22 protein-coding genes are annotated in these 26854 nt (G+C 30.5%); 15 read left to right on the top strand and 7 right to left on the bottom strand.

Annotation, left to right across the window (positions count from 1 at the left end; translation table 11 throughout):
• Positions 1-183 precede the first annotated feature (183 nt).
• The 6 genes from recQ to ACFQ5N_RS08080 all read left to right on the top strand — a co-directional run bounded on the left by recQ (position 184) and on the right by ACFQ5N_RS08080 (position 9508).
• Complete coding sequence (gene recQ, locus ACFQ5N_RS08055) at positions 184-2307, top strand: DNA helicase RecQ (RefSeq protein WP_386808974.1); 2124 nt, start codon at positions 184-186, stop codon at positions 2305-2307.
• A 228-nt stretch (positions 2308-2535) separates the two neighbouring features.
• The gene (locus ACFQ5N_RS08060) at positions 2536-5058 is read left to right on the top strand and encodes a M14 family zinc carboxypeptidase (RefSeq protein WP_386808975.1); all 2523 of its coding nucleotides are present in this window, start codon (positions 2536-2538) and stop codon (positions 5056-5058) included.
• A 241-nt stretch (positions 5059-5299) separates the two neighbouring features.
• Positions 5300-6154 (top strand): formyltetrahydrofolate deformylase, encoded by an 855-nt coding sequence (purU, locus tag ACFQ5N_RS08065; protein WP_386808976.1) that lies wholly within the window; start codon positions 5300-5302, stop codon positions 6152-6154.
• A gap of 512 nt (positions 6155-6666) precedes the next feature.
• Positions 6667-8712, top strand: coding sequence for a urocanate hydratase (locus ACFQ5N_RS08070; RefSeq protein ID WP_386808977.1), 2046 nt, complete (start codon positions 6667-6669; stop codon positions 8710-8712).
• An 11-nt stretch (positions 8713-8723) separates the two neighbouring features.
• On the top strand, positions 8724-9272 hold the full coding sequence (locus ACFQ5N_RS08075; protein WP_386808978.1) for a DUF4136 domain-containing protein: 549 nt from the start codon (positions 8724-8726) through the stop codon (positions 9270-9272).
• A gap of 68 nt (positions 9273-9340) precedes the next feature.
• Positions 9341-9508 (top strand): DUF5522 domain-containing protein, encoded by a 168-nt coding sequence (locus tag ACFQ5N_RS08080; protein ID WP_386808979.1) that lies wholly within the window; start codon positions 9341-9343, stop codon positions 9506-9508.
• On the opposite strand, the gene ACFQ5N_RS08085 is transcribed toward ACFQ5N_RS08080, so the two are convergent.
• Entirely contained in the window at positions 9505-10311 is an 807-nt protein-coding gene (locus ACFQ5N_RS08085) for an ABC transporter substrate-binding protein (protein WP_386808980.1), read from the bottom strand. The genes ACFQ5N_RS08080 and ACFQ5N_RS08085 overlap by 4 nt on opposite strands.
• A complete protein-coding gene (gene pyrF, locus ACFQ5N_RS08090) occupies positions 10298-11119 on the bottom strand; it encodes an orotidine-5'-phosphate decarboxylase (RefSeq protein ID WP_386808981.1) in 822 nt (273 codons plus the stop codon). The genes ACFQ5N_RS08085 and pyrF overlap by 14 nt, the downstream gene beginning before the upstream one ends.
• Positions 11120-11196: 77 nt before the next feature.
• Between pyrF and ACFQ5N_RS08095 the strand changes: the two genes are divergently transcribed.
• From ACFQ5N_RS08095 to ACFQ5N_RS08120, 6 genes are all read left to right on the top strand, one after another.
• Positions 11197-12273: an ABC transporter permease gene (locus ACFQ5N_RS08095; RefSeq protein ID WP_386808982.1), complete on the top strand. Its 1077-nt coding sequence runs from the start codon at positions 11197-11199 to the stop codon at positions 12271-12273.
• A 121-nt stretch (positions 12274-12394) separates the two neighbouring features.
• Entirely contained in the window at positions 12395-13153 is a 759-nt protein-coding gene (tpiA, locus tag ACFQ5N_RS08100) for a triose-phosphate isomerase (RefSeq protein ID WP_386808983.1), read from the top strand.
• Between the two features lie 86 nt (positions 13154-13239).
• Positions 13240-14070: a 50S ribosomal protein L11 methyltransferase gene (prmA, locus tag ACFQ5N_RS08105; protein WP_386808984.1), complete on the top strand. Its 831-nt coding sequence runs from the start codon at positions 13240-13242 to the stop codon at positions 14068-14070.
• A gap of 21 nt (positions 14071-14091) precedes the next feature.
• The gene (locus tag ACFQ5N_RS08110; RefSeq protein WP_386808985.1) at positions 14092-14367 is read left to right on the top strand and encodes an ATP-dependent Clp protease adaptor ClpS; all 276 of its coding nucleotides are present in this window, start codon (positions 14092-14094) and stop codon (positions 14365-14367) included.
• A 208-nt stretch (positions 14368-14575) separates the two neighbouring features.
• Positions 14576-15208 carry a hypothetical protein gene (locus tag ACFQ5N_RS08115; protein WP_386808986.1) on the top strand — a complete coding sequence of 211 codons (633 nt, stop codon included), beginning with the start codon at positions 14576-14578 and terminating at the stop codon, positions 15206-15208.
• A 382-nt stretch (positions 15209-15590) separates the two neighbouring features.
• Positions 15591-15902: an isoamylase early set domain-containing protein gene (locus ACFQ5N_RS08120; RefSeq protein WP_386808987.1), complete on the top strand. Its 312-nt coding sequence runs from the start codon at positions 15591-15593 to the stop codon at positions 15900-15902.
• 257 nt (positions 15903-16159) lie between these two features.
• Here ACFQ5N_RS08120 and ACFQ5N_RS08125 read toward each other — a convergent pair whose 3' ends face one another.
• Together ACFQ5N_RS08125 and ACFQ5N_RS08130 are read right to left on the bottom strand one after the other, a co-directional pair.
• Positions 16160-17539 (bottom strand): aldehyde dehydrogenase, encoded by a 1380-nt coding sequence (locus tag ACFQ5N_RS08125; RefSeq protein ID WP_386808988.1) that lies wholly within the window; start codon positions 17537-17539, stop codon positions 16160-16162.
• 21 nt (positions 17540-17560) lie between these two features.
• Positions 17561-18367, bottom strand: a complete 807-nt coding sequence (locus ACFQ5N_RS08130; RefSeq protein ID WP_386808989.1) for an SDR family oxidoreductase — start codon at positions 18365-18367, stop codon at positions 17561-17563.
• A 154-nt stretch (positions 18368-18521) separates the two neighbouring features.
• On the opposite strand from ACFQ5N_RS08130, the gene ACFQ5N_RS08135 reads away from it, so the two are divergent.
• Both ACFQ5N_RS08135 and ACFQ5N_RS08140 read left to right on the top strand, forming a co-directional pair.
• Positions 18522-19865: a DEAD/DEAH box helicase gene (locus ACFQ5N_RS08135; protein ID WP_386808990.1), complete on the top strand. Its 1344-nt coding sequence runs from the start codon at positions 18522-18524 to the stop codon at positions 19863-19865.
• A 2-nt stretch (positions 19866-19867) separates the two neighbouring features.
• Complete coding sequence (locus ACFQ5N_RS08140) at positions 19868-21181, top strand: DEAD/DEAH box helicase (protein ID WP_386808991.1); 1314 nt, start codon at positions 19868-19870, stop codon at positions 21179-21181.
• A gap of 6 nt (positions 21182-21187) precedes the next feature.
• On the opposite strand, the gene dinB is transcribed toward ACFQ5N_RS08140, so the two are convergent.
• The gene (dinB, locus tag ACFQ5N_RS08145; protein ID WP_386808992.1) at positions 21188-22408 is read right to left on the bottom strand and encodes a DNA polymerase IV; all 1221 of its coding nucleotides are present in this window, start codon (positions 22406-22408) and stop codon (positions 21188-21190) included.
• A 1-nt stretch (position 22409) separates the two neighbouring features.
• Positions 22410-25373 (bottom strand): DNA polymerase III subunit alpha, encoded by a 2964-nt coding sequence (locus tag ACFQ5N_RS08150; protein WP_386808993.1) that lies wholly within the window; start codon positions 25371-25373, stop codon positions 22410-22412.
• A gap of 83 nt (positions 25374-25456) precedes the next feature.
• Here ACFQ5N_RS08150 and ACFQ5N_RS08155 point away from each other — a divergent pair, with 83 nt between their 5' ends.
• Positions 25457-25669 carry a helix-turn-helix domain-containing protein gene (locus tag ACFQ5N_RS08155; RefSeq protein ID WP_386808994.1) on the top strand — a complete coding sequence of 71 codons (213 nt, stop codon included), beginning with the start codon at positions 25457-25459 and terminating at the stop codon, positions 25667-25669.
• Between the two features lie 21 nt (positions 25670-25690).
• Here the strand turns inward: ACFQ5N_RS08155 and ACFQ5N_RS08160 are convergent, their stop codons facing one another.
• Positions 25691-26851: a sensor histidine kinase gene (locus ACFQ5N_RS08160; protein ID WP_386808995.1), complete on the bottom strand. Its 1161-nt coding sequence runs from the start codon at positions 26849-26851 to the stop codon at positions 25691-25693.
• Positions 26852-26854 lie beyond the last annotated feature (3 nt).

Genomic DNA, 26854 nt, shown 5'->3' on the forward strand with positions numbered 1-26854 from the left:
GTTTTTTTTGTGATTGCATTGGGTGTAACATAAGTATTCTAAACTATTTAGTAAATATTTTGTGATATATGAAATCAAGGTCAAAATCATTAGTGTATCTTGAAATAAAAGTGAAAATAATGCCGCTTATTTCAATTTCTTATAATTTGTTAATAAACCGTACTTTTGTCGAAAATTTGTTAAATGCTTTTGAAAGAAACCCAAGACCAGTTATTACCAACTTTAAAAACCTATTTTGGTTACGATAGTTTTCGTGCGCAACAACAGCAAATAGTAGAATCTGTATTGTTAAAAAAAGATAATTTGGTAATTATGCCAACGGGTGGAGGAAAATCTATTTGTTTTCAATTACCTGCATTATTGTTTGAAGGATTAACATTGGTTATTTCACCTTTAATTGCTTTGATGAAAGATCAGGTAGATGGGTTAAAAGCAAACGGAATTGAAGCTGATTTTTTTAATAGTAGCCAAGATAGTATTGAGCAAGAAGCTATTTTTGAACAAATTATTCAGCAAAAATTAAAATTATTATATGTAGCTCCAGAGAGTTTATCATTGTTGCAAAATATTTTAACTGAAGAGCATTTAAGTTGTGTTGCCATTGATGAGGCGCATTGTATTTCTTCTTGGGGTCACGATTTTAGACCTTCGTATCAACAACTTGGTTTTTTAAAACAAACGTTGCCAAATACTCCAATTATTGCACTAACTGCTACGGCTGATAAAGCTACACGAGCTGATATTTTAGAACAGTTAAATATTCCAAAAGCAACTCAATTTATTGCTTCTTTTGATAGAAAAAATATAGAGTTAGAAGTTCGTCCTGCAAATGATAGAATGGCTCAAATAATTAAATTTATTAGAAAGCAGCCCAATGAATCTGGGATTATTTATTGTTTAAGCCGAAAAGGAACTGAGCAAACAGCGGCTAAATTAAAGCAAAACGGAATTAATGCTGCGGCTTATCATGCCGGTTTAAATTTTGATGAACGTTCTAAAGTTCAAGAGAATTTTATTTATGATCAAACAAAAGTAGTTTGCGCAACTATTGCTTTTGGTATGGGAATAGATAAGTCTAACGTTCGATGGGTAATTCATTACAATATGCCTAAAAATATTGAAGGTTATTATCAAGAAATTGGTCGTTGTGGTAGAGATGGTTTAAAAGCAAATGCATTGTTGTTTCATAGTTATGCTGATGTAATTCAGCTTCGAAAATTTATGAGCGGTGCTACTAATGAAGAAGTGCAAGCAGCTAAATTAGATAGAATGAAACAATTTTCTGAAGCTACTGCTTGTAGAAGAAAAATATTGTTGAGCTATTTTGGAGAATTGTTGGCTGAAAACTGTGGAAATTGTGATGTATGTAAAAATCCACCTCAGTTTTTTAACGGAACAATTATTGCCCAAAAAGCATTGTCTGTAATTACGCGTTTAAAAGAAAAAGAGGCAATAGGTACTGTTATTGATGTGTTACGTGGCGCACACAATGCAACAGTTTTAGACAAAGGCTACGATAAATTGAAATCTCACGGTGTTGGAAGCGAAATATCTTGGAGAGATTGGCAGCAATATTTAATTCAATTAATGAATCAAGGCTATTGTGAAATTGCCTTTCATAAAAATAATGCATTGCAATTAACTGAATTTTCAAAAAAAGTATTGTTTCAAGGCGAGCAAGTAAATTTAACAAAACCTACAGAGTTTAAAGAGCCAATAGCTGCTATTAAAAAGTCAAAAACAACGCGTGCAGCAAAACCTAAAAAAGATACGTTGTTTGAACGTTTACGAAAATTACGTCAAGAAATTGCAATTGCTGAAAATATTCCGGCGTATTTAGTATTTAGTGATGCCGCATTGAAAGAAATGGAAAGAGCGCGCCCAATGAGTGAAACAGATTTTTTAGATATTAGCGGAGTTGGGCAACGAAAGTTAGAAGTGTATGGAGAAGATTTTATAGCTGAAATTGTGTCTTTTTCAAACGAAAAAATTAAAACACGTAAAAAGAAAGACACTCATAAAGTTACTTACCAATTATATAAAGAAGGTTTAACAATTGATGAAATAGCTAAAAAACGAAATTTAAAATCTACCACTATTTTTTCTCATTTAGCAAAATTGTATGCTGATGGAAAAGATATAGATATTTATGATTTTGTTACCAAAGAAGAAGTTGAACGAGTTAGAAAGGCGAAAGATGAATTGGAAAATCCGCAAGCATTAAAACCGTATTTTGAACATTTTAATGCGGAAATTGAATATTTTAAAATACGTTTGGCCTTAACAATATTAGATGCTGACGGGTAATTAATCCCAATATTTTAAAAATTTTATTGTAATTCTATTCAGCAATTAGTGCTATTGGATTTTTAGATTAATAAAAATAATTCATACTATTTTATCTTAAATCAAAAAAATGTAATGATTTTTATAAAATAGTTAAAAAATAGCAGTTTTTTAAGGTTTTAGCGTGTTTTTTGTTAAATAATTGTTTAAAACATCTACATTTATTTAAAATTTTTAACCCTATTAAATATGCATTTTAAACAATTTTTAACTTCACTAACGCTATTATTTTTTGTAAATATTTTAGTAGCTCAAAATTACTTTTTAGAAAAATATGAACCCTTTAATAAAGATATTCCTTCTCCTGAAGAATTTTTAGGTTATGGTATTGGAGAATATCATACAAGGCACGATTTAATTGTGGCTTATTTTGAAGAGTTAGCTAAAGTTTCTGATAAAGCTGAAATTGAGGTTTATGGTAAAACTCATGAAAAAAGAAAATTAGTAATGCTAAGAGTTTCAAACAAAGAGAACTTAACAAATATTGATGATTTAAAGCAAAAGCATTTAAACTATTTAAATTCAGTAGGAGATGAAGATTATAGTGCTTTACCTGTTTTTGTAAACTTGGGTTATGGTGTTCACGGAAACGAGCCTTCAAGTGCGGAAGCCGCTTTGTTAGTTGCTTATACTTTAGTTGCTTCAGAGAATCCTGAAATTTTAAATTATGTTAAAAACTCAATAGTTTTTATTGACCCTGCAATTAATCCTGATGGACGAGATCGTCATACGCAATGGGCAAATCAATATAGGTCAAATAATTTAGTTTCAGATAATGTTGAAGCAGAGCATAATGAAGCGTGGCCAAAAGGAAGAACAAATCATTATTGGTTTGATTTGAATAGAGATTGGTTATTAGCTGTTCATCCAGAAAGTCAATCTAAATTAAATTGGTATCATAGCTGGTATCCAAATGTAACTACAGATTTTCATGAAATGGGAACAAATAGTACTTATTTCTTTGAGCCAAAGAGAACAAGTGCACTTACAAAACCATTGCCACCAAAAGAAAATTATGAAGATTTAAATAACATGTTTGCAAAATATTTTCAAAAATCTTTAGATAGTATAGGAGGTTTTTATTTTACCAGTGAAGCTTTTGATGGTACGTACCCAGGTTATGGTTCAACATATCCAGATTTACAAGGTGGTTTAGGGTTGTTATTTGAACAAGCAAGTTCTAGAGGTCACGTGCAAGATACTGATTTTGGTAAAATTACATTTCCTTTTACAATAAGAAACCAATATGTAAGTAGTTTAGCAACTTTGCAGGCAAGTGTTGAGAATAAAGATTTCTTAAGAAAATATCAGCAAGACTTTTTTAATTCTGCTAAAGCAGCTTCAGCAAAAAATGGTGTTGCAGCATATGAAATTTCTGAAAAATACGATAATAATAGAAAAAAAGCATTTGTAGATTTTTTACTGAAACATAATATAGAAGTTTATAAAAAGAACGACCAAAGTTTTATTATTCCGTTAAATCAGCCACAAAAAAGAATGGTTCAAACTATGTTTGAAACAAATAAAAAGTTTGTTGATAGTGTTTTTTACGATGCTTCTGCTTGGAATGTAGTAGACTTTTATAATATTGATTACAAAGAGTTAACAAAATCCCCATCATTAGGTGAAAAAATTACTGAAACAAGTTCTTTGGTTAAAGTTGAAAAAATTATAAAAACTAATTATGCGTATATTTTAGATTGGGATGATTATAATGCATCAGCGGCTTTATATTTCCTTCAAACTAAAGGTCTAAAAGCAGCTTCTGCGTTTAAGCCGTTTACAATTGAAACGACTTCAGGAGTTAAAAGTTTTAATTATGGAAGTATGATGTTTCCTGTAAGTAAACAAACATTTGATAGCAATAAAGTTTATGAAATAATTGCCGAAGCTCAGGAAAAATTTAATGTGCCTATTTGGGCTGTAAACTCAGGAATGAGTTCAAAGGGAATTCCTTTAGGAAGTAGAGATTTTATTAAGGTTGATAAACCAAAAGTAGCTATGTTAATTGGTGATGGTGTTTCGCCTTATGAAGCTGGTGAAGTTTGGCATTTATTAGATACACGAATTGAAATGCCTATTACTAAAATTCAATTACACAATTTTAATAGAGTAGATTTTAGTAAGTACAATACACTTGTAATGGTTTCTGGTAGTTATTACCAACTAGATTCTTTAAAATTAGAGAAATTGCAAAATTGGGTGAAAGAAGGAAATACTTTGGTTACAATTGGTGGTGCTAGTAAATGGGCGGTTTCTAAGAAAGTTGTTGCTGAAAAACTAGTTGTACAAAATAAAGATTCTGTGGCTAAAAGAGTGTCATATGTGAACGCTGCTGAAGACATAGGGAAACAACGTTTAGGAGGTGCTATTTTTGAAGTTGATTTAGATGTTTCACATCCTTTAGGTTTTGGATATAGAGATAGTAAGATACCTGTATATAAAAACAATTTAACATTTATTAAATCTAGTAAAAACATTTATTCAACAGTTGCAAAATATACTAATGATCCACTTATAAATGGTTTTATTTCGCCTAAAAACTTAGATTTATTAAGTAAATCAGCCTCTTTAATTGTTAGTCCAATAGGAAGAGGAAGAGTTATTTTATTTGCTGATAACCCGAATTTTAGAGGAGCTTGGTACGGAACGAATAAAATGTTTATGAATGCATTATTTTTTGGAAGTAAAATAAGAGTTCCAAAAGGTTAATTTTAATTAAGTGTAGTTAAAAGTTACAATCATAATTTAAAAATACTCCTATCAAACATAGGAGTATTTTTTTATAGCTGATTTGACCTATAAATAAAAGTTGTAGTTAGTATAATCCGAAATTTATTAAAAGGGAATAGGGCAGAATATTAGTTATTCGTTAATTTTAACAGGTGTTTTTAATAAAACTTATAAATAGTCTAATTTTTTACATAATTTTGAAACTTAATTAAATTTTAAAATGAAAAGGATTACCATTCTTATAAACTGCAAGGATAGCAAAGGAATAATTGCTTCAGCAACTAATTTTATTCACCAACAAAGCGGAAATATTGTTTACATTGATCAACATGTAGATAGAGTTGACGATATGTTTTTTATGCGTTTGGAGTGCGAGTTTTCAAAAGATGTATTTTCATTAAAGGTGTTTAAAAATATTTTTGCCGAAGTTATTGGTAAGAAATTTGAAATGAATTGGCAATTACATGATTCAGACTCAAAACCAAAAATGGCCATTTTTGTTTCTAAATACGAGCATTGTTTGTATGATATTTTAAGTAGATATAGTTCTAATGAATTGGAAGTAGATATTCCATTAATTATTAGTAATCACCCAGATTTAGAGCCAATTGCAAAATCGTTTAATATTCCGTATTTCTGTATAAAAGTTACAAAAGATACTAAACAAGAAGCTGAAGAAGAGCAATTACGTTTGTTAAAAGAACACAATGTAGATTTTGTTGTTTTAGCAAGGTATATGCAAATTATTTCGCCTAAACTTATTGAAGAATATAAGTACGAAATAATAAATATTCATCATTCATTTTTACCAGCTTTTCCGGGTGCAAAACCTTATCACTCTGCGTATGAACGTGGTGTTAAAATTATTGGAGCTACAAGTCATTATGTAACTGAAGATTTAGATGAAGGGCCAATTATTGAACAAGATATTACACGTGTTTCACATACGCATACCATTAAAGATTTTATTTTAAAAGGGCGTGATTTAGAGAAAATTGTATTGTCTAGAGCGTTAAAACTACATACAAAACGTAAAGTAATGGTGTTTAATAATAAAACAGTAGTATTCACTTAAAAGTAGTTTAAAAAACTATATTTTTTTCGACTATTTAAATAGTTTGCATTAGATTCATTTTGATATGCTTCTTTTTCAAAACTAATATTTTTGTATGCTTTGTGGTGATTTTTATATTTCATAAAAAGGAATATGTATTCTAACAAATATGCAATGAAAAAAAATATCCACAGTAATTCCTTTTGTTGAACTATATGAATTTTTTCATGTTGTATTAGTAAGCAATTCCCTTTTAAATGTTGGTGCTTTAAAATAATAAAAGGGTAAATGGTTATGGCGTTGTAGTTTTTGGGTGTTAAATATTTACAAACTATTAGCATACAACCAAACATATTCAAAAATCAAACCAAATTACATTATATTTGTTGAGGACACTAAAATAAAATATCTTGGATATTTTTCACTTCACATATAAGCGTTGTATTTTTCGTACTCATTTTAGGGTAGATATTCGTTATCCGTAGTTTATTTTTTTTTGAAAAAAATTGACGATAACCTATAAATACTTACTTATGACTTTTCAAGAAAAAATAAAACAAGGAATTCCAGCTGAATTACCTTCAAAAAAAGAATATCAAAAAGAAATAAATCACGCGCCAAAACGAAAAGAAATTCTTTCAAAAGAAGAAAAAGAATTAGCACTTAAAAATGCATTGAGATACTTTGATAAAAAGCATCACAAAGTGTTAGTGAAAGAGTTTTTAGAGGAATTAGAAACTTATGGCCGTATTTATATGTATCGTTTTCGGCCAGATTATAAAATGTATGCACGTCCAATCCAAGAATATCCTGGGAATTGTGAACAAGCAAAAGCAATTATGTTAATGATTCAAAATAATTTGGATTATGCTGTAGCGCAACATCCACATGAATTAATTACTTATGGCGGAAATGGTGCTGTTTTTCAAAATTGGGCGCAATATTTATTAACAATGCAGTATTTAAGTGAAATGACAAATGAGCAAACTTTGGCTATTTACTCAGGACATCCAATGGGTTTGTTCCCTTCACATAAAAATGCGCCTAGAGTTGTAGTTACTAACGGAATGATGATTCCAAATTACAGCAAGCCTAACGATTGGGAAAAATACAATGCACTTGGCGTTACGCAATATGGTCAAATGACGGCGGGAAGCTATATGTACATTGGCCCGCAAGGAATTGTGCACGGCACAACAATTACCATTTTAAACGCCGGAAGAAAAATAGCAAAAGAAGGCGAGAGTTTGGCAGGTAAACTTTTTTTAACTTCTGGTTTAGGAGGTATGAGTGGTGCGCAACCTAAAGCTGGAAATATTGCTGGTTGTATTACAGTGTGTGCAGAGGTAAATCCTAAAATTACGGAGGTGCGTTTATCGCAAGGTTGGATTGATGAAAAAATTACAGATATTGATGAGTTAGTAGTAAGAGTTAAAAAAGCGAAAGCAACTAAAGAAGTTGTTTCCATTGCTTACTTAGGTAATATTGTTGAGGTTTGGGAGAAATTCTATGAAGCTAAAATTTATGTGGATATAGGTTCTGACCAAACATCGTTACATAATCCTTGGGCAGGAGGTTATTATCCAATAGGTCTCTCTTTTGATGCAGCAAATGAACTTATGGCTAGCAACCCAAAAGTGTTTAAAGAAAAAGTACAAGCTAGCCTAAGAAGACAGGTAAATGCCATAAACAAACATACTACAAACGGAACCTATTTTTTTGATTATGGAAATGCTTTTTTATTAGAATCTAGCAGAGCAGGAGCGTTTGTTTTTAAAGACAAGCAAAATAAGTTTTGTTCGGTTAATGAAACTAATTTGAATAGCGAATCTTTTGCATACCCAAGTTATGTGCAAGATATTATGGGGCCAATGTGTTTTGATTATGGTTTTGGACCGTTTCGTTGGGTGTGTACAAGTGGGAATCCTGAAGATTTAGAAAAGACTGATGCTATTGCTTGTGAAGTTTTAGAAGAAATTAAAAAGCATTCACCAAAAGAAATTCAACAGCAAATGGATGATAATATTCAATGGATAAAAGGTGCGCAAAAAAACAAATTAGTGGTGGGGTCACAAGCACGTATTTTATATGCTGATGCTGAAGGAAGAATAAAAATTGCTGAAGCCTTTAATAATGCAGTTAAAAATAAAAAAATAACAGCACCAATTGTTTTAGGAAGAGATCATCACGATGTTTCAGGAACCGATTCTCCTTACCGTGAAACATCAAATATTTATGATGGCTCAAGGTTTACAGCTGATATGGCAATTCAAAATGTAATTGGTGATAGTTTTAGAGGCGCAACATGGGTTTCAATTCACAATGGTGGTGGAGTAGGTTGGGGTGAAGTTATCAATGGTGGATTTGGTATGGTTATTGATGGAACAATAGAAGCAGAAAAGCGTTTAAAAAGTATGCTTTTTTGGGATGTAAATAATGGTATTGCAAGAAGAAATTGGGCTCGTAATAAAGGAGCTACTTTTGCAGTTAAAAGAGCTATGGAAATGGAACCAAATTTAAAGGTAACATTGCCTAATTTAATTGATGATACCTTATTGAATGATTTGTTTAACACCTAAAATTATTTGAAATGAAAGTCTTAAAATTAGCATCATTGGTATTGGTATTTTTAATTACATCTTGTAATTCAATAAAAGTAGTGGCCGACTATGAATCCACAACTGATTTTACACAATATAAAACATTTGCATTTTATAAAAAAGGAATTGATAAGGCTGAAATTTCAGATTTAGATAAACGTAGAATTTTAAAAGCTGTTGAAGCTGAATTAATGGCTAAAGGTTTTACAAAATCTGAAAATCCTGATGTTTTGGTGAATATATTTACAAAATCTAGAAGGAAAGTGGATATTAACAACAATAACTTTGGTTTTGGTTATGGCGGTTATTATGGTTGGTACCCTTGGTATTATGGCCCTAACTACGGAACCACAATTTCTGAATATACAGAAGGTACGTTGTTTATAGATTTAATTGATGCAAATAAAAAAGAATTAGCTTGGCAAGGTATTGGAAGCGGCGGATTGTCTACTTCAGGAAATGTTGCAAAAAAAGAAGCAAGAATTAAAGAGTTTGTAGCTCAAATAATGGCACAATACCCACCAGTTGTAGCTCCTTAATTCATAAAATAATATTGAAATTACAAAGCGTTCTGATTTTTTCAGAACGTTTTTTTTATATTCGCCAAATGGAATTTAATAGATTACAACCTTTAGAAGAAGGAGATTACTACGAAAACGAACAAGGTTACCGTGTTTTTACTGAACAATATCACCTAAAAAGAGGATATTGTTGTAAAAACGGATGTAAACATTGTCCGTATGGTTATAACAAAAAAACTGGTGAGCTTAATTAGAAATGACTTTCTAATTTTTCATGTAATTTTTTAAAGTATTCAAACGCCAATAACATTCTAGAACCAGGCCAACTAAACATTTCTCCATCAGCAAAAACAGTGATTGATCGGTTGGTAAAAGAGGCTATTTCCATAGCGTGTTCATCTTTAAAATCATATGGTTCCGAAGATAAAAAAATAACTTCAGGGTCACCTTCATGTCTAATTTTATTAATTTCAACCTTAGGGTAACGACTCATATTTGCATAAATATTTTCGAATTTATTTAATTCAAGCATTTCATTTATGTAGGTTTCGTTTCCAACCACCATCCACGGTTTTGCCCAAATAAAATAAGCAACTTTTCTTATGGGTTTGTCTGCTATAAACTGTTTAAAATCATTAAGTTTAAACTCTATTTTATGCGCTAAGTTATCAGCTTCAGTTCTTCTATTTAAAATAGAACCTAATCTTAATATTAAATCTACAGACTGTTGAATAGTATTTACATCAGAAAAATAAGTTGGAGCTATTTTTTCTAATTCAGGAAGCATATCGTATGCATTTTCTTCCTTGTTACATAAAATAAAATCAGGATTTAAAGCTTTAATTTTTTCGTAATCAACTTTTTTGGTGCCTCCAACAATTGTTTTAATAGATTTTAATTGAAATGGGTGTACGCAGTATTTGGTTATTCCTATTAGCTCGTTTTCAAGAGCTAAATCGTACAATAATTCAGTTTGAGAAGGAACCAAAGAAACAATTCTTTTAGGTGTAGTTTTTAAGGTAATTTCTCTACCAATTTGATCTTTAATTGTTTTCATTTAAAATAATTTCCATTTCTTGTTGTAGTTTTAGAGCTTCTTCTTGCGCTTTTATGGCGAAATTTTCATCATTTCCGGCGTAAATAATTCCTCTTGAAGAATTTATAAGCAACCCACAATCTTTATTCAAACCGTATTTACAAACATCTTGCAAGTTTCCGCCTTGTGCACCAACTCCTGGTACTAATAAAAAATGATTAGGAACTATTTCTCTTATGGTTGAAAAATATTCAGCTTTGGTAGCTCCAACAACAAACATTAAGTTTTCAGAGTTTTTCCAAGTAATAGCTGTTTTTAATACTTCTTTGTACAATTCGTTGTTTTCAGTTTTTAATCCCTGAAAATCCAAACCTCCTTTGTTAGATGTTAATGCTAACAGTATAGTAGTTTTGTTTTCAAAAGCTAAAAAAGGCTCAACCGAATCACTTCCCATATAAGGCGCAACAGTAACCGAATCAAAATTTAAATCTTCAAAAAAAGCTTTGGCATACATAGTTGAAGTATTACCTATGTCTCCTCGTTTTGCATCAGCAATTGTGAAAATTTCAGGGTAATTATCGTTGATGTAATTAATCGTTTTTTCTAATGCTTTCCAACCTTTAATTCCGTAGGCTTCATAAAAAGCAGTATTTGGTTTGTAGGCAACCGCTAAGTGTGCAGTGGCATCAATTATTTGTTTATTAAATGCGAAAATAGGATCTTCTTCGGTTAATAAATGTGCTGGAATTTTTGTAATATCAACATCTAAACCAATACATAAAAATGATTTTTTTAGTTGAATTTGATCAATAAGTTCTTGTCTATTCATAACTTTAAATAAAGAGTTCAGCAAAAGTAGTAATTTTAATACTTTAAGTTATATTTGTTCATCAAATATTCTTTTCATTGATAAATTATATAGTAAATAAATTTTTTTATGGTGTGTTAACGCTTTTTGGAGTGGTAACGGTTATATTTTTCTTGTTTAATATTTTACCTGGTGATCCTGCTAGAATGATGTTAGACCAGCGAGAGGATACTGAGCAATTAGCTAATATTCGTAAAAAATATGGATTTGATCAACCGGTATCCGTGCAGTATTTATATTATTTAAATGATTTATCGCCCTTATCAATTCATAGTAAAAACCCTGAAAATTACACGTTTTTAAAAGAGAATACATTTAGTTATACACAACTGTTTTCAGTAGGAAATAAAACGATTGTATTGAAGTATCCTTACCTAAGAAAATCATTTCAAAAGAATGATAAAAAGGTTTCTGAAGTAATTGGTGAAACTTTACCAAACACTGCAATTTTAGCCGTTTCAGCGATAACTATTGCCATTTTAATTGGTGTTTTTTTCGGAATACTTTCAGCATTGTATAAAGATACTTTTTTTGATCGTTTAATTTCGGTAGTAAGTACATTGGGAATGAGTGTGCCATCATTCTTTTCAGCAATATTATTTGCTTGGTTATTTGGTTTTGTGTGGCGAAAATATACCCATTTAAACATGACCGGAAGTTTGTACGCAGTTGATGATTTTGGCGAACATATTTTTATTCAATGGAAAAATTTAATTTTACCTTCAATAGTTTTGGGTATTCGGCCACTAGCAGTGGTCATTCAATTAACCCGAAATTCATTGTTGGAAGTTTTAAATCAAGATTATATTAGAACGGCTAAAGCAAAAGGCCTTTCAACGTTTAAAATAATAAAAACCCACGCTTTAAAAAATGCTTTAAATCCGGTTGTTACAGCAGTATCTGGTTGGTTTGCTTCCTTATTGGCAGGTGCTGTTTTTGTAGAATACATTTTTAATTGGAATGGTTTAGGTAAAGAAATTGTAAATGCTTTAAATACGCTAGATTTACCAGTAATAATGGGAAGTGTTTTAATAATTGCTACCATGTTTATTATTATTAATATTTTAGTGGATATTTTATACGGAATTTTAGATCCAAGAATTAGAATTAAATAAAGGTTTTAACTTGATTCTCAGTCGAAAACGATTGCGGAAACAATCTCTTTTTTAACTCGTTTTTAGTAGGTAAAGTGGTAAATTTGTTGGGTAAACCAAAATATTATAAAAATTTAAAATCATGAGAAAACAAATAGTTGCAGGAAACTGGAAAATGAACAAAAACGTTCAAGAATCTACACAATTAGCAAACGAAATTGTAAATGGAGTTAAAGATTTAACTTTAGATAATACAAGAGTAATTGTTACTCCAACCTTTGTAAATATTAGTGAAGTTGTAAAAGTTACTGAAGGATCTGCAGTTGAAGTAGCAGCTCAAAATATGCATCAAGCAAAAAGTGGAGCATATACAGGAGAAATTTCTGCTGAAATGTTAACTTCATTAGGGTTAAAATCTGTTATTTTAGGGCACTCTGAAAGACGCGAATATTTTGGTGAAACAGATGCCATTTTAGCTGAAAAAGTGAATTCTGCTTTGGCAAACGGATTGGAAGTGATTTTTTGTTTTGGTGAAGTTTTAGAAGATAGAAAATCAAACAATCATTTTAATGTTGTTGAAAGTCAAATAAAAAACGGATTATTTCATTTACCAGCTGATGCTTGGAAAAATATTGTACTTGCATACGAACCAGTTTGGGCTATTGGAACAGGTGAAACTGCTTCTCCTGAACAAGCACAAGAAATGCATGCTTTTATTCGTAAAATTGTTGCAGCAAAATACAATGTTGAACTTGCTGAAAACGTATCAATTTTATATGGTGGAAGTGTGAAGCCAGGAAATGCTAAAGAAATTTTCTCTAAAGTTGATGTTGATGGTGGTTTAATTGGAGGTGCAGCATTAAATTCAGCAGACTTTTTAGCGCTAGTACAATCATTTTAAATAAACGTTAAAATAATAACAAAATACAATACGGTTTTCTTTCATTTGAAAGGAAACCGTATTTTTGCATTCTGAATACATAAATTATGGTAAATTATATAGGTTACACGTTTAAAATTAGTCCGAAAGAACCAGCAACTGAGATTTTAATTGCTCAATTAGGGCTAGAAGGTTTTGAAAGTTTTGTTGAAAATGAAGACGGTGTAACGGCTTACATTCAAGAAGGAGATTGGAATGCAACTATTTTAGAAGATATTCAAATATTAAATTCTAATGAATTTGAAATTTCATATGTTGAAGAAGTAATTGAACAAACCAATTGGAACAGTGAATGGGAAAAGAATTTCAATCAAATTCAAGTAGATGATTTGGTAAGTATTCGTGCACCATTTCACGAAAATCCAAATTTAAAATACGATATTGTAATTGAGCCTAAAATGAGTTTTGGTACAGGTCATCATGAAACTACGCATATGATGGTTCAGCAATTAATTGATCTTGATTTAACCAATAAAAAAGTGTTAGATATGGGTTGCGGAACTGGAATTTTAGCCATTTTTGCTGAAATGAAAGGTGCACATCCAATTGATGCAATTGATATTGATAATTGGTGCTATGAAAATTCAATTGAAAATGTTCAGCGAAATAATTGTCAGCATATTGAAGTTTTTGAAGGAGATGCAACGCTATTAAAAGACAAAAGTTACGATGTTATTATTGCAAATATTAATAGAAATATTTTGTTGAATGATATGGAAGCTTATATGAATTGCTTAAATAAGGGTGGTGTAATTTTGTTTAGCGGATTTTATAAAGAGGATATTTCAATAATTGATGCTGAAGTTTCAAAATATGGTTTAAAATTAGATAAAACTATAGAGCGAAATAATTGGGTTTCTTTGAAGTATATTAAATAATTAGTATTTTAGAAGTTGAAAATGAGTACAAAAGAAAAAATACAAGAAGAGGTTGATGTTTTAGAGCAAGAAACAAATTTGAATGAAATTGTGTTGTTTAATGATGATGTAAACACATTTGATTTTGTAATTGATGCTTTAATTGAGGTTTGCGACCATACCTTAGAGCAAGCAGAACAATGTACAATGTTAGTACATTATAAAGGAAAATGCACGGTAAAAACAGGTGAATATAAAGACTTAGAACCACGTTGTACAAAATTGTTAAACAGAGGTTTATCTGCTGAAATTATTTAAAAATAAAAAAATTTAATATTGAAAACCTCACAAGATTATTTCTTGTGAGGTTTTTTTGTGGGTATTCATTTCAAACAGTATGATTATAGTGATAAGATAAACACTTCTTATATTGATAAAAAAGTACAATTAAGATGAATTTTATCAGTTCCTGTTATTTTTTGAAAATCTATTTTTGAAAAATAGGAACCTGAAAAATGAAAAAAATATGAAATTAAAAATGTTATTTGCTGGTTTAGTAATAAGTGTTTTAGTTAGCTGTAACACAAATTCAAATCAAGAAAAAAAGAAAGATGTTGAGTCTAAAAAAGTTGAAGTTGCAAAACAGGCAATTCAAAATTTTACAATTTCAACTAATGCAGCAGGAGATTTTAAAATTGGAAGCGAAATTGTATTACCAACTGCTAATGATGCCTTTGAGTTAGAAAAAAATATTGTGACTAAAATGGTAGAAGGAAATGAAGAAGAGGAAACTGTTTATACGGTTATAGAAAACAATGAAAAATTATTGGATTTAAAAACTGTAGCTTCTATTGAAACAGATAAAACTGTTGAAAAAATAAATGAAGTAATCGTTTTATCACCTAAGTTTAAAACTACTGAAGGTATTGGAGTTTCATCAACAATTGAAGAATTTATTGCAGCATACCCAGCATATAAACTTTGGTACACGTATGTAGGAGATTTGTACGTTTTAGAAACAAAAAGTGTAAACGGATTATTTATTTTAAGTAAGAATGATTTTACAAAAGGTGAGTTAGAGATTACTAGTGATCAAATGAACTTAAAGAAAAGTGATTTTAAATCAACTGCTAAAATTATTGAAGTTAAGATTTATTAGAGTAGAAATAAAACGTTTTAAAAGTAAATTTTTGTTTGTTTTAGGAAGTTGAAATAACTACTAATCTAAGTTTATAGCAAAATTTTTGAAGCGTTTTAACTTTTGGTAAGTTTAAAAAAATAGTCAAAAAATCACTGTTTAAACAAGGTCGCTAAAATTTAGGTTATTTAATAGGAATCCCTTGCTATTACAAGGTTTGTTTGCAAAATTATCCGAAATATAGTTTAAATTGACCTTATTTATAATGAGTCTATATAAATTTAACCCTTAGTGGTTAATTATTGATTTGTGTGGTAAAAAAGTATATAAATATGAAAATAGAGTTGTACATTGTTGAGTTATTGAAGGTTAACTTTGACATGTAAAACTTAACACCAAAATTATGAGTTTAAAAAAGCAATACTTAAAAAGTAAGCCAGTTTGTAAAGTTACATTTTCAATGGATAAAGAAGCTGTAGCTGGTGCTGGCAAAGTAGATTTATTAGGTGAATTCAATAACTGGAATACTGCAGAACCTGTGCAGATGAAAAAATTAAAAAATGGTACTTTTAAAGTTACTATTGATTTACCTTCTGAAAAGGAATTTCAATTCAAATATTTATTGGATGGTGAAAAATGGGTAAATGATGATTGTGCTGATAAGTACATCAATAGTGGATTGGGAGCAGAGTTAAATTCTGTGGTAGCTTTGTAAAGAAAAGACTTTATAAAACAATAAAAAAGAGAGTTTGGGTAAACTCTCTTTTTTTATTTTACTACTAACTAAAAAAATCAAAAACATTACTTAAATAAATAAGTAATTGAATTATGGTGTAAATTTAAAACGTTTATTTAGTTAGAAATATGACTTTTGTCAGTTCTTATAAATTATTTCCTTTAAGTAACAATTGTTACTGTTTTTTAGGCTGAATTAAGACTGTTTTTATAGGTGAAACTCTTTTAAAACTAAAATTAAATAATTTTTTTAATCAACTTAAAATATTTGAAAGGAACATATTTTAAAGGAATATCAATCCACGTAGGTGTTTTAACAACAGCTTTTTGATTGCTAAAAGCTAAAAAACTTTGTTTTCCATGATATTTTCCTGTTCCGCTGTTTCCAACACCGCCAAATGGTAAATTGTGATTGGTTATATGCATAAGTGTATCATTTATACACGCGCCACCTGAACTAGTTTTTTCTAAAACTTCTTTTGCTTTTTTATTTTTACCAAAGTAGTAAAATGCTAATGGTTTTTCATTTTGGTTAATGTAGGCTATTGTTTCATCAATATGATTAAATGTTAGTACAGGTAAAATAGGTCCAAAAATTTCTTCTTGCATAATTAAAAAATCTGGCTGAACTTCATCAATAATTGTGGGTGAAATATACTTTTCGGTATGGTCAACTATTCCTCCAGTATAAATTTTCCCTTGTTTTAGTAGAGTTTCCAATCGTTTCATTGCGCGCTCATTTACAATACGAGGATAAAAACGACTATTTTTAATAGCATCTCCATACATTTGATGTATGTTTTGTGCTATTTTTTGCAATAATTTATCTTTAATTGATGCGTGTGCAAAAATATAATCTGGAGCTATACAAGTTTGTCCTGCGTTTATAAGTTTTCCCCAAGCTATTCGTTTTGCTGCAATTTCAATATCTGCATCACAATCTACAATACACGGACTTTTACCACCTAATTCTAATACAACTGGTGTTAAATTTTCAGATGCAGCTTTCATTACTACTTTTCCAACGTTTGAACTTCCAGTAAAAAAGATAATATCAAAACGCTGTTTAAGTAATAATGTGTTTGTTTCTCTACCTCCTTGCACTAAAGTTATATAGTTGGGGTCAAAAGTTTTTTCAATCATTTCCTCCATTACTTTTGCAATAGTTGGTGTATCTGGTGAAGGTTTTAAAATACAGCAGCAACCAGAAGATATTGAGCCTACCAATGAGTTAAAAAGTAGCTGAAACGGATAATTCCATGGAGCAATAATTAATGAAACCCCAAGTGGTTCAAACATAATTTTGCTTGATGATGGCCACAAATGTATAGGTGAAGAAACAGCTTTTGGCGCTGCCCATTTTTTTAAATGTTTTATGTGGTAGTTTACTTCTTGAAGAACAATACTTATTTCTGTTAAATATGCTTCTTCGGGTGACTTATGCAAATCTTCCCATAAGGCTGCTTCTATTTTTTTTGAAGATGTAAGAATTACATTTTTTAATTTTTGAAGTTGTTTCAGCCTAAAAGGAATTGATTTTGTTTGGTTAGAAGAAAAAAAAGTGCGTTGCCTTTTTAAATGCTCAACTATTGTTTTTTCGGTAGTTTCTTCCATCATATTCTTGTTTTTAGAAATGAATTATTTTTTGTGCCCTGTAAAATGTTCCATTGTTTTATAAATACCTAAAACGCTGCCAGCAAACCAATCAAATACGTTTATAGACATAATTGCTTGCCCTAATTTAGTAACTCGGTAAATATACCCAGGAATGGTGAGCATTCTTTTATTTTTTTCAATTGCTTTTATAATGGTGAGAGCTGTTGGTTCTGGTTCTAAAATTGGTAATTTTGATTGTACACCATCAAACATTCCTGTGTTTATATAATAAGGCATAATTGTGGTTACATGTACTTTCTTTTTCAACTGTTTCATTTCAATACGTAAACTATCAGACCAGCCTATTAACGACCATTTACTTGCTGCATATACAGACATTTTTGGATTAGAAATTAAACCTCCTGAAGATGCAATATTACAAATATGTCCTGAGTTTTGAGCAAGCATATCATTTAAAAAAGCAAGTGTTACAAGCATTGGCGCTGTGGCATTAATTGCTACTGTTTTTGTAATGTCAGTTTTTGTATGTTCATGAAAGTATTTTCCTACAACTATTCCTGCGTTATTTATAAGTAAATCAACAATACCAATTTCTTGTTTTACTCTTTTGGCAGTTGCTTTAATTTGCGCGTTATTAGATACATCTATTTGAAATCCGTAAATTTTTCCAAGCGAAGAAAATTCAGCAATAGTAGCATCAATTTTTAATTGATCAATATCCCAAATAATAACCTCAGCTCCTCGTTCTAAGAGTAAACGAGTCATAATTTTTCCAATACCTGAAGCACCACCGGTGATTACTGCTTTTTTTAATTTGAAAGATTTCATTGTAAAATAGTTAGTTGATTACGAATATACTGAAATAGTGTCAATTAAATTGTAGATAAAAGGTTGAAATTAATAAGATTACATAAATTTACAGATTGTATAATTCTATGTAATTCGCATCATTAGAGTAACTATCTTTGCCCAAATTAATTTTATGTCAAAAACATTCTCCGATTTAGGAATTTTAGCGCCACTTCAAAAAAGTTTAGAAGATTTAAATATCTCAATACCAACGGATATTCAAGAAAAATCTATCCCAATTTTATTAAATGAAACAACTGATTTTGTTGGTTTGGCAAAAACAGGAACCGGAAAAACAGCTGCATTTGGTTTACCTTTATTGCAATTAATTGATGTTGAAAATACAAGTATTCAAGCTGTTATTATTGCTCCGACTAGAGAATTAGGACAGCAGATTTATAATAACCTTATTTCTTTTGCAACATATTTACCTAAAGTGTCTATTGTTTCAATTTGTGGAGGAACACCTATAAAGCCACAAATTGAGCAGTTAATAGCAGCGGTTCATATTGTTGTAGCTACACCAGGAAGGTTGATTGATTTGATAAAGCGTGATGCTATCAATATTAAAAAAGCAAACTATTTAGTTTTAGATGAAGCGGATGAAATGGTAACTTCTTTAAAAGAAGGTTTAAATGAAATTGTAGGTGTATTACCAAAAAACAGAAGAACAATTTTGTTTACTGCTACTATGCCAGGAACCATAAAGCAATTGGTTCAAAACTATATGTCTAAACATGTGGTTCAGGTAAGTTCAAATATGGAAACAACCGGACACCAAGGTATAGACCATCAATATGTTGTGGTAGAGCCTATTGAGAAATTAAATGTTTTAATGCATTTTTTAAACTCAAAAGAGGGCGAAAGAGGAATTATATTTTGTAAAACAAAAGCAGCGGTTAATAAATTAGCTAAAAACTTAGCTATCAATAAATTTTCATCAGGAGCTATTCACGGAAGTTTGTCTCAACCTATTCGTGATAGAATTATGGGGCAATTTCGCGAAGGACATATTAATATTTTAGTGGCTACAGATTTGGCTGCAAGAGGAATTGATGTGAAAGAGATATCATATGTTGTAAATTATCATTTGCCTGATGTTTTTGATACGTATGTGCATAGAAGCGGGCGTACTGCAAGAGCAGGAGCAAACGGACTTTCTTTAACGGTGTTACAACAAGAAGAAGTTGTTGAATTGGCAGAGTTTGAAAGTGAATTAGGGATTTCTTTTGCTAGGTTTGAAAAAGCCAATGCAGAAAGTATTGAAGAAAATAACGCTTTATTATGGGCGAAAAAAATATTTAAAACAAAACCAAATCATTCCGTTTCTAATGAGTTTAAAGATAAAATACATACAGTATTTCATCACCTAACAAAAGAGGAGTTAATTGAAAAAGTATTGGCAAATTATTTGTCTCAAAATACCGCAGCTATTTCTAAACCTGAAGTGTCTAAAAAGAAAAAAAAGAGCAAATAACAATGGCGAATATTATAAAAGATCAACAGGCAATTCTAGAAAAGTTGAATATTTTTGAGTTGAACCCAATGCAAGAAGAAGCTATTCCTGTAATTGAATCAACTTCAAATACTATATTGCTTTCTCCTACGGGAACAGGTAAAACATTGGCTTTTTTATTGCCAATTATAAAAGCGTTAGACCCTAATAATAAAGAAGTACAAGCTTTAATAGTGGTGCCGTCTAGAGAATTAGCTATTCAAATTGAGCAAGTAATTCAAACTATGGGTACTGGCTATAAGGTAAATGCAGTTTACGGAGGTAGATCTATGGCAAAAGATAAAATTGAGCTAAAGCATGTACCGGCAATTCTTATTGGAACACCAGGAAGAATTATAGATCACTTTAATAATGAACGTTTTTCAAAAGAGTTTATTAAAACAGTAGTGCTTGATGAGTTTGATAAATCATTAGAAGTTGGTTTTGAAGAGGAAATGAGAAGCATTATGAAACGCTTAACAAATGTAAATAAGCGCATACTAACTTCAGCAACACAAGGAACCGAAATACCTAGTTTTGTAAAGTTAAACAAACCTACTATTCTAAATCATTTAAGTGTAAAACCATCGTCTCAATTAGTAATGAAGACCATTGTTTCACCTTCAAAAAACAAATTAGATACATTGTTAAAGTTGCTTAACTTTTTAGGAAACGAGCCAGGTATTATATTTTGTAATTTAAGAGATAGTATTAGTAATGTAAGTGAGTTTTTAGAAAAGCATCATATTAGTCATGGTTGTTTTCAAGGAGGAATGGATCAACAAGAGAGAGAGCGTTCTTTAATTAAATTTAGAAATGGAACTTATCAAATAATTGTGGCTACAGATTTAGCCGCAAGAGGAATTGATATTCCTGAAATGAAATATATTGTACACTATGAACTTCCAATAAATAAGGAAGATTTTACACATAGAAATGGTAGAACTGCTCGTGTAAACTCTAAAGGAACGGCATATGTTTTAAAGTGGAATAAAGAACAATTACCAGATTTTATTAAAAATTCTCCGGTTGAAAATATAAAAACAACAACTGAAAGAAAACCTCAATTTTGGGAAACATTATTTATTTCAGGAGGGAAAAAAGATAAAATTTCAAAAGGAGATGTTGCCGGTTTGTTTTTTAAACAAGGAAATATTCAAAAAGATCAATTAGGAGTTATTGAGCTAAAGAGAGATTGTACCTTTGTAGCTGTTCCTGTTTCTATAGCTAAACAATTGGTGAAAAAATTAAATAATACAAGATTGAAAAAGAAAAAAGTACGTGTAACAATTGTTTAGTACTTTTTATGTTCGCCTATTTGCTAATAGAGGAGGAGGTTCACCGTTAAAAGGATTCCACCTGCTAATACTTTTGGCTCCCATTCCTGAAGCGCGTATTACGGCTCTGTCTCCATAGCGTTCACGCATTTTATCCATGGCTTGGTATAAATTTAAAATTTTATCGTTGTCTTCAAATAAATTTATTTGATGTCCTCCGTTTACTAAATGGCTAAACTTTACACCAATTAATCGTACTAATAAACGCCTTTGGTATAGGCTTTTATATAATTCCATAACAACAGGTAAAATAGCGTGGTCTGATGCGCTATAAGGAATTCGTTTTTGTTTGGTATAGGTTTGAAAATCAGAATACCTAATTTTAAATGTAATGCAGGCAGTTAGTTTATCTCCTCTTCGTAATTGATAAATTAAGTTTTCTGTCATGGCAACCAAAATGCTTTTTAGTTTGGTAATATCTGTAGTGTCTTTATCAAAAGTACGTTCGGTTGAAATAGATTTTCGTTCATGGTATTTTATAACAGGTGTATTGTCTATTCCGTTGGCTTTTTTCCAAATAGAAGTGCCGTGTTTTCCAAAAACACGTGTCATCATAGTAATAGGCATTTCTTGAACGGTTTGTATTTTTCGAATGCCTAAATCACACAATGAATTATATGTTTTTGGACCAACCATTGGAATTTTACGTACAGACAGCGGTGCTAAAAATGGTTTTTCAGTACCCATATTTATTTTTAGCTCGTTATTAGGTTTTGCTTCGCCAGTAGCAATTTTTGAAACAGTTTTATTTGCAGATAAACCAAAAGAAATGGGTAAACCGGTTTCTCTCATAATTTTTGATCTTAATTCTGAAGCCAATTTATTACAACCAAAAAATTGATCCATACCTGTTAAATCAATATAAAACTCATCAATAGATGCTTTTTCATATAAAGGAACACTTTCGTTAATAACATCTGTTACTAATTTGGAGTATTTTGTGTAAATACCGCTATTTCCGCGTAGTACAATTGCTTCAGGACATAATTGCTTAGCCATACGCATTGGCATTGCAGAGTGTACTCCGTATTTGCGTGCTTCATAGCTGCAACTGGCAACAACACCTCTGTCAGAAGTACCGCCAATTAATACGGGCTTATTATTTAATCGGCTGTCTATTAAGCGCTCACATGATACAAAAAAAGTATCTAAATCCATATGTACAATTGAGCGTTTTAAATTATTCATATTAAGTTGTTTTTGAAGGTTCTGCATATCTTGGATCTTGAATAATAGCTAGTTTTTCAAGTTGATGTACGTCAATATTTATACAGTCAAATTCTTCTGTTACTTTTCCTGTTATTTGATAAATACCTCTTCCTTTTAAAGGATATTTTTTTGCGGAAGGAGGAAAGTGAACCGTGTCAATATGATCACCTTTAGCATCTATAAAAGTTCCAAAATACATAAGCTCTTTTTTTGAAGTAATTGTTTTTTTTACGGTTACGTAGTAGCCATAAACGGTGACTAGTTGCCCTGTATAGTTCACTAAATTATGAGCAAATAATGATTGTTTTAGAGGTGTTTTTAATAAGCTAAACGGACTGCTTAAAGTGAAGCCAATGTATTGCAATTCATCAAAAGCATCTTCTAAGGTTGAACTTGTTAATTCGGGTGTTTTATAGGTGATTTTTTCAGACTTAAAAAGCGTAACGGTATTTTCTTCCAAGCATACTTTATGCACTTTCATATGTGCTTCCCATAATAATTCTCGTTTGTTTCTTTTTGTAAATTTAAATGCGTTTACTTTAATTAAAATAGCTATTTGCTCTAATGAAATGGCAACACGGTCTATAAAATCATCTAAATCTAAAAAGGCTCCGTTTTTAGAGCGTTCTTTTACAATTCTTTCTGCATTTTTAGCTTCAAAAGCGTGTAGCATCATAAAACCTAAATAAATATGTTGCCCTTCAATATAATTTTGATATTGGGCTTTGTTAATGTTTGGAGGGTGTATAATTGCGCCATGCATTCTGGCTTCGTGTACATAATATTCGGGTTGATAAAAACCTCCAAAATTATTTAATGTTGCCACCAAATATTCTAAAGGATAATACGCTTTTAAAAATAGGCTTTGATAACTTTCAACAGCATAAGAAGCTGAGTGCCCTTTGGCAAAGGCATACCCAGCAAAGCTTTCTATTTGTCGCCATATTTCTGAAGTTAATTCAAAAGAATGTCCCGAAACTTTACAGTTTTCAAAAAATTGATATTTTACTTTTAAAAATTCATCTTTAGATCTAAATTTTCCGCTCATTCCACGTCGTAACATATCAGCTTCCCCTAAACTTAATCTGCCAAAATAATGGGCTACTTTAATAACATCTTCTTGGTACACCATAACCCCAAAAGTTTCGGGCATAATTTCTAATAAAATAGGATGTGCTTCTTTTCTTTTTTCAGGATTTCGATAGCGTTTAATGTATTCTCGCATCATTCCAGATTTTGCTACACCAGGTCTAATTACAGAACTAGCGGCCACCAAGCCTAAATAATTATCAACTTGTAATTTTTTTAGTAGCATACGCATTGCTGGAGATTCTACATAAAAACAACCAATGGCTTTGGCGTTTTTAAGTATGTTTTTAATTTTAGAATCTTCTTTAAAACGTTTAATATTGTGTATGTCAATGGTTGGATGCGTTGGGTGATTGTATTTTACAATATCTACAGCTTCGCGTATTTTTCCCAAACCACGCTGACTTAAAATATCAAATTTGTACAAGCCAATGTCTTCAGCAACCACCATGTCAAACATAGCTGTTGAAAACCCTTTTGGAGGTAAATAAGTAGCGGTGTAATAGTGAATTGGTTTTTCTGAAATTAAAATTCCTCCAGGATGAATGCCTAAATAATTAGGGAAACCTTGAATGTATTTGCTGTAAATTAATGTTAGTTTTGATAAGTGATCTAACTGGTTTGGATTGAAATTATTGGTGGTTAGTTTGTCTATTTCTTCTTTAGGTAAGCCAAAAACTTTTCCTAACTCTCTTACGGAAGCCTTGTATTTAAAGGTGTTGTAAACGGCAATTAAAGATGTATTTTTAAATGTTTTAAAAATATAATTCATAATATCATCTCTATCTCTCCAAGAAAAATCTAAATCAAAATCGGGCGGATTGGTTCGGTATAAGTTTATAAATCGTTCAAAATATAAATCTAATTCTACAGGGTCAACATCTGTAATTCGTAATAAATAAGCAACAATACTATTAGCACCACTTCCACGTCCAACATAATAATATTGTTTGCTTCGAGCGTATTTTAAAATTTTCCAATTAATTAAAAAGTAAGATACAAACTGCTTTTGTTTAATAATTTCTAATTCTTTTTCTAGGCGTGTGAATACGCGTTTACCAATTTTAGGATATCTATAACTTAACCCGTCATAGGCTAATTTTCGAAGTAATTTAAAATCAAGTTCTTTATTATTTGTGTATGAAGTTTGATTTTTAGGACTGTCTTTTGAAAAATTAAAATCAATAAAGCAAGTGTCTAAAATATTTTGTGTGTTTTGAATGAGCGTTGGAAATTCCTGATATGTTTTTTTGATTTTGTGTTCAGGTTGCATTATATCAGTTTCTTCTCCTTGTTCCGTTACAGGAAGTTTACTTAATAGCGTGTTATTATCAATGGCTCTTAATAAACGGTGTGTATTAAAGTCTTTTTTATGTTGAAATGAAACTGTTTTTAACACTACTAATTTGTGTTGTTGTAATTGCCATTTTGAAAGTTTTAGGTGGTTTAAATTTGAAGGTTTTACCCCAATAAATTCGTTGTCTTTTAAGTTAGAAATGTTTTTTTCAAAAGGATAAATTACATACGTATCAGGAAGAAATTTTGCTCTGTTTGGAATGGATGTTTTAGAACTGTGAAGTATTTTTGATAAGTAGTTGTTTAGATGTTCTAAACCATTGTTATTTTTTGCAATAATAATGAATTGTTGTTGTGCGCCGTTTCTAAAATCAACACCAATAATTGGTTTTATTCCTGTTTTTAAGGCTAGTTGTACAAACTCTAAATGTGCTGAGGTTGTATTTATATCTGTTAAAACCATTGCTGTAACTTCAAACTTAAGCGCTTGTTTTACAAGTGTTTTAGGTGAAATAGTGCCGTATCTTAAACTATAGTATGTATGTGTGTTTAAATACATTTATTAACAAAAATTATTTTATAAATTTCTTTTTGCTAAATTAGCTCAATAATCAATCAATGATTGCTCATTAAATTAGCATAATGAATTATTTGTCAACAAATATTAAATATTTAAGAAGGTTAAAAGGATTGTCTCAAGAGCAATTTGCAGATGATTTGCACGTATCTAGATCTCGTATAAGCTCTTATGAAGGAGGAAGATCTAAGCCTTCCATTCAGTTTTTAATTCACCTATCTAACTACAGTCAAATATGCATGGAAACATTGGTTAAGAAAAAATTAAACAGCTTGTAATAAAAGGTGTTTTTAAAGTGTTTAGTTAACTGTAGGAATTGTAAATTTAAAATCGCTGCCTTTTCCTAATTCACTTTCAACCCAAATTTTACCGTTATGTTTTTCAACAAACTCTTTACAAAGTAGCAAGCCTAAGCCTGTTCCTTTTTCGTTTGCAGTTCCTTTTGTAGATATTTTATGAGAAATATCAAAAAGTTTAGGTGTTGTGTTTGCTGGTATTCCAACTCCTGTATCGGAAACAGTAATTTCAATGTTTGAATAATGTTGCTTTGCGTATATATTTATGGTTCCTCCGTGATTTGTGAATTTTATAGCGTTTGAAACTAAATTACGTAAAACAGCATGAATCATATCTTTGTCAGCATAAATAATAGTACCATTTAAAGTAGTATAATCTATTGTAATATTTTTTGTAGTTGCTATTATATTTAAATTGTTAAAAATAGTTTCACAAATAGTTGAAAGGTTATGATTTTCAAGATTAAAAGGAGTTTTACCAGCTTGTGCTCTTGCCCATGTTAGTATTTCTTCTAATAAATTATAGGTGCTATTTGCAGAGGTATTTATAAGGTGTATTATTTTTTCAACTTCATCAATGCTAAATTTATGAATATCTTCAGTTAATAATGAAAGAAAACCAAGAATTCCGTTAAACGGACTTTTTAAGTCATGCGCAAGAATTGAAATAAACCTATCTTTACTAATATTTAATTCTTGTAGTGTAGCATTTGTTTGGCTTAGTTGCTTTAAGGTGTTTTGAAGTGTTATTTTTTCTCGTATTAATTCTCTTTGAAGGTTACTTATTTCACTATTTAATTGATGCATTGTTTTATTTTGATCAAGAAGTTGTGCTGCATTTACGCCGCCTACAATAAGTAATTCGTTTTCTTTTCTATAAACCTGTACCCAAATAGATGGATTGATAGACGAATAATCGCCTAAGGTTAAAAAGCCTTCAAAAATAAGCGGTACAGTATTATCTAGTAATAACAGTTCATCAAATGTTGGGTTTATTAAGCTTTGGGCTGGTTTGGCTGTAAAAAGTTTAGCCATGGAGTTATTTGCGAAAAGCAATTTTTTGCTTGTTGAAAACTTAGCAATGCATAGTGAATTGCTATCCATTAATATAGCGCTTAGCTCATTTGTCCAATCAGATAATATAGATGAAATTACTTTTGGCATGTA

The organism is Lutibacter holmesii (genome assembly GCF_042679665.1).
Taxonomy (GTDB): Bacteria; Bacteroidota; Bacteroidia; order Flavobacteriales; family Flavobacteriaceae; genus Lutibacter; species Lutibacter holmesii.

Excerpts from the sequence above, each read along its gene's own strand:
- pyrF (WP_386808981.1), bottom strand. The coding sequence starts at position 11,119 with ATGAATAGACAAGAACTTATTGATCAAATTCAACTAAAAAAATCATTT.
- ACFQ5N_RS08070 (WP_386808977.1), top strand. The coding sequence starts at position 6,667 with ATGACTTTTCAAGAAAAAATAAAACAAGGAATTCCAGCTGAATTACCT.
- recQ (WP_386808974.1), top strand. The coding sequence starts at position 184 with ATGCTTTTGAAAGAAACCCAAGACCAGTTATTACCAACTTTAAAAACC.
- ACFQ5N_RS08110 (WP_386808985.1), top strand. The coding sequence starts at position 14,092 with ATGAGTACAAAAGAAAAAATACAAGAAGAGGTTGATGTTTTAGAGCAA.
- ACFQ5N_RS08125 (WP_386808988.1), bottom strand. The coding sequence starts at position 17,539 with ATGATGGAAGAAACTACCGAAAAAACAATAGTTGAGCATTTAAAAAGG.
- ACFQ5N_RS08140 (WP_386808991.1), top strand. The coding sequence starts at position 19,868 with ATGGCGAATATTATAAAAGATCAACAGGCAATTCTAGAAAAGTTGAAT.
- ACFQ5N_RS08160 (WP_386808995.1), bottom strand. The coding sequence starts at position 26,851 with ATGCCAAAAGTAATTTCATCTATATTATCTGATTGGACAAATGAGCTA.
- ACFQ5N_RS08155 (WP_386808994.1), top strand. The coding sequence starts at position 25,457 with ATGAATTATTTGTCAACAAATATTAAATATTTAAGAAGGTTAAAAGGA.
- ACFQ5N_RS08120 (WP_386808987.1), top strand. The coding sequence starts at position 15,591 with ATGAGTTTAAAAAAGCAATACTTAAAAAGTAAGCCAGTTTGTAAAGTT.
- tpiA (WP_386808983.1), top strand. The coding sequence starts at position 12,395 with ATGAGAAAACAAATAGTTGCAGGAAACTGGAAAATGAACAAAAACGTT.
- ACFQ5N_RS08135 (WP_386808990.1), top strand. The coding sequence starts at position 18,522 with ATGTCAAAAACATTCTCCGATTTAGGAATTTTAGCGCCACTTCAAAAA.
- ACFQ5N_RS08060 (WP_386808975.1), top strand. The coding sequence starts at position 2,536 with ATGCATTTTAAACAATTTTTAACTTCACTAACGCTATTATTTTTTGTA.
- ACFQ5N_RS08115 (WP_386808986.1), top strand. The coding sequence starts at position 14,576 with ATGAAATTAAAAATGTTATTTGCTGGTTTAGTAATAAGTGTTTTAGTT.
- ACFQ5N_RS08080 (WP_386808979.1), top strand. The coding sequence starts at position 9,341 with ATGGAATTTAATAGATTACAACCTTTAGAAGAAGGAGATTACTACGAA.
- ACFQ5N_RS08075 (WP_386808978.1), top strand. The coding sequence starts at position 8,724 with ATGAAAGTCTTAAAATTAGCATCATTGGTATTGGTATTTTTAATTACA.
- ACFQ5N_RS08150 (WP_386808993.1), bottom strand. The coding sequence starts at position 25,373 with ATGTATTTAAACACACATACATACTATAGTTTAAGATACGGCACTATT.
- dinB (WP_386808992.1), bottom strand. The coding sequence starts at position 22,408 with ATGAATAATTTAAAACGCTCAATTGTACATATGGATTTAGATACTTTT.
- purU (WP_386808976.1), top strand. The coding sequence starts at position 5,300 with ATGAAAAGGATTACCATTCTTATAAACTGCAAGGATAGCAAAGGAATA.
- ACFQ5N_RS08130 (WP_386808989.1), bottom strand. The coding sequence starts at position 18,367 with ATGAAATCTTTCAAATTAAAAAAAGCAGTAATCACCGGTGGTGCTTCA.
- ACFQ5N_RS08085 (WP_386808980.1), bottom strand. The coding sequence starts at position 10,311 with ATGAAAACAATTAAAGATCAAATTGGTAGAGAAATTACCTTAAAAACT.
- prmA (WP_386808984.1), top strand. The coding sequence starts at position 13,240 with ATGGTAAATTATATAGGTTACACGTTTAAAATTAGTCCGAAAGAACCA.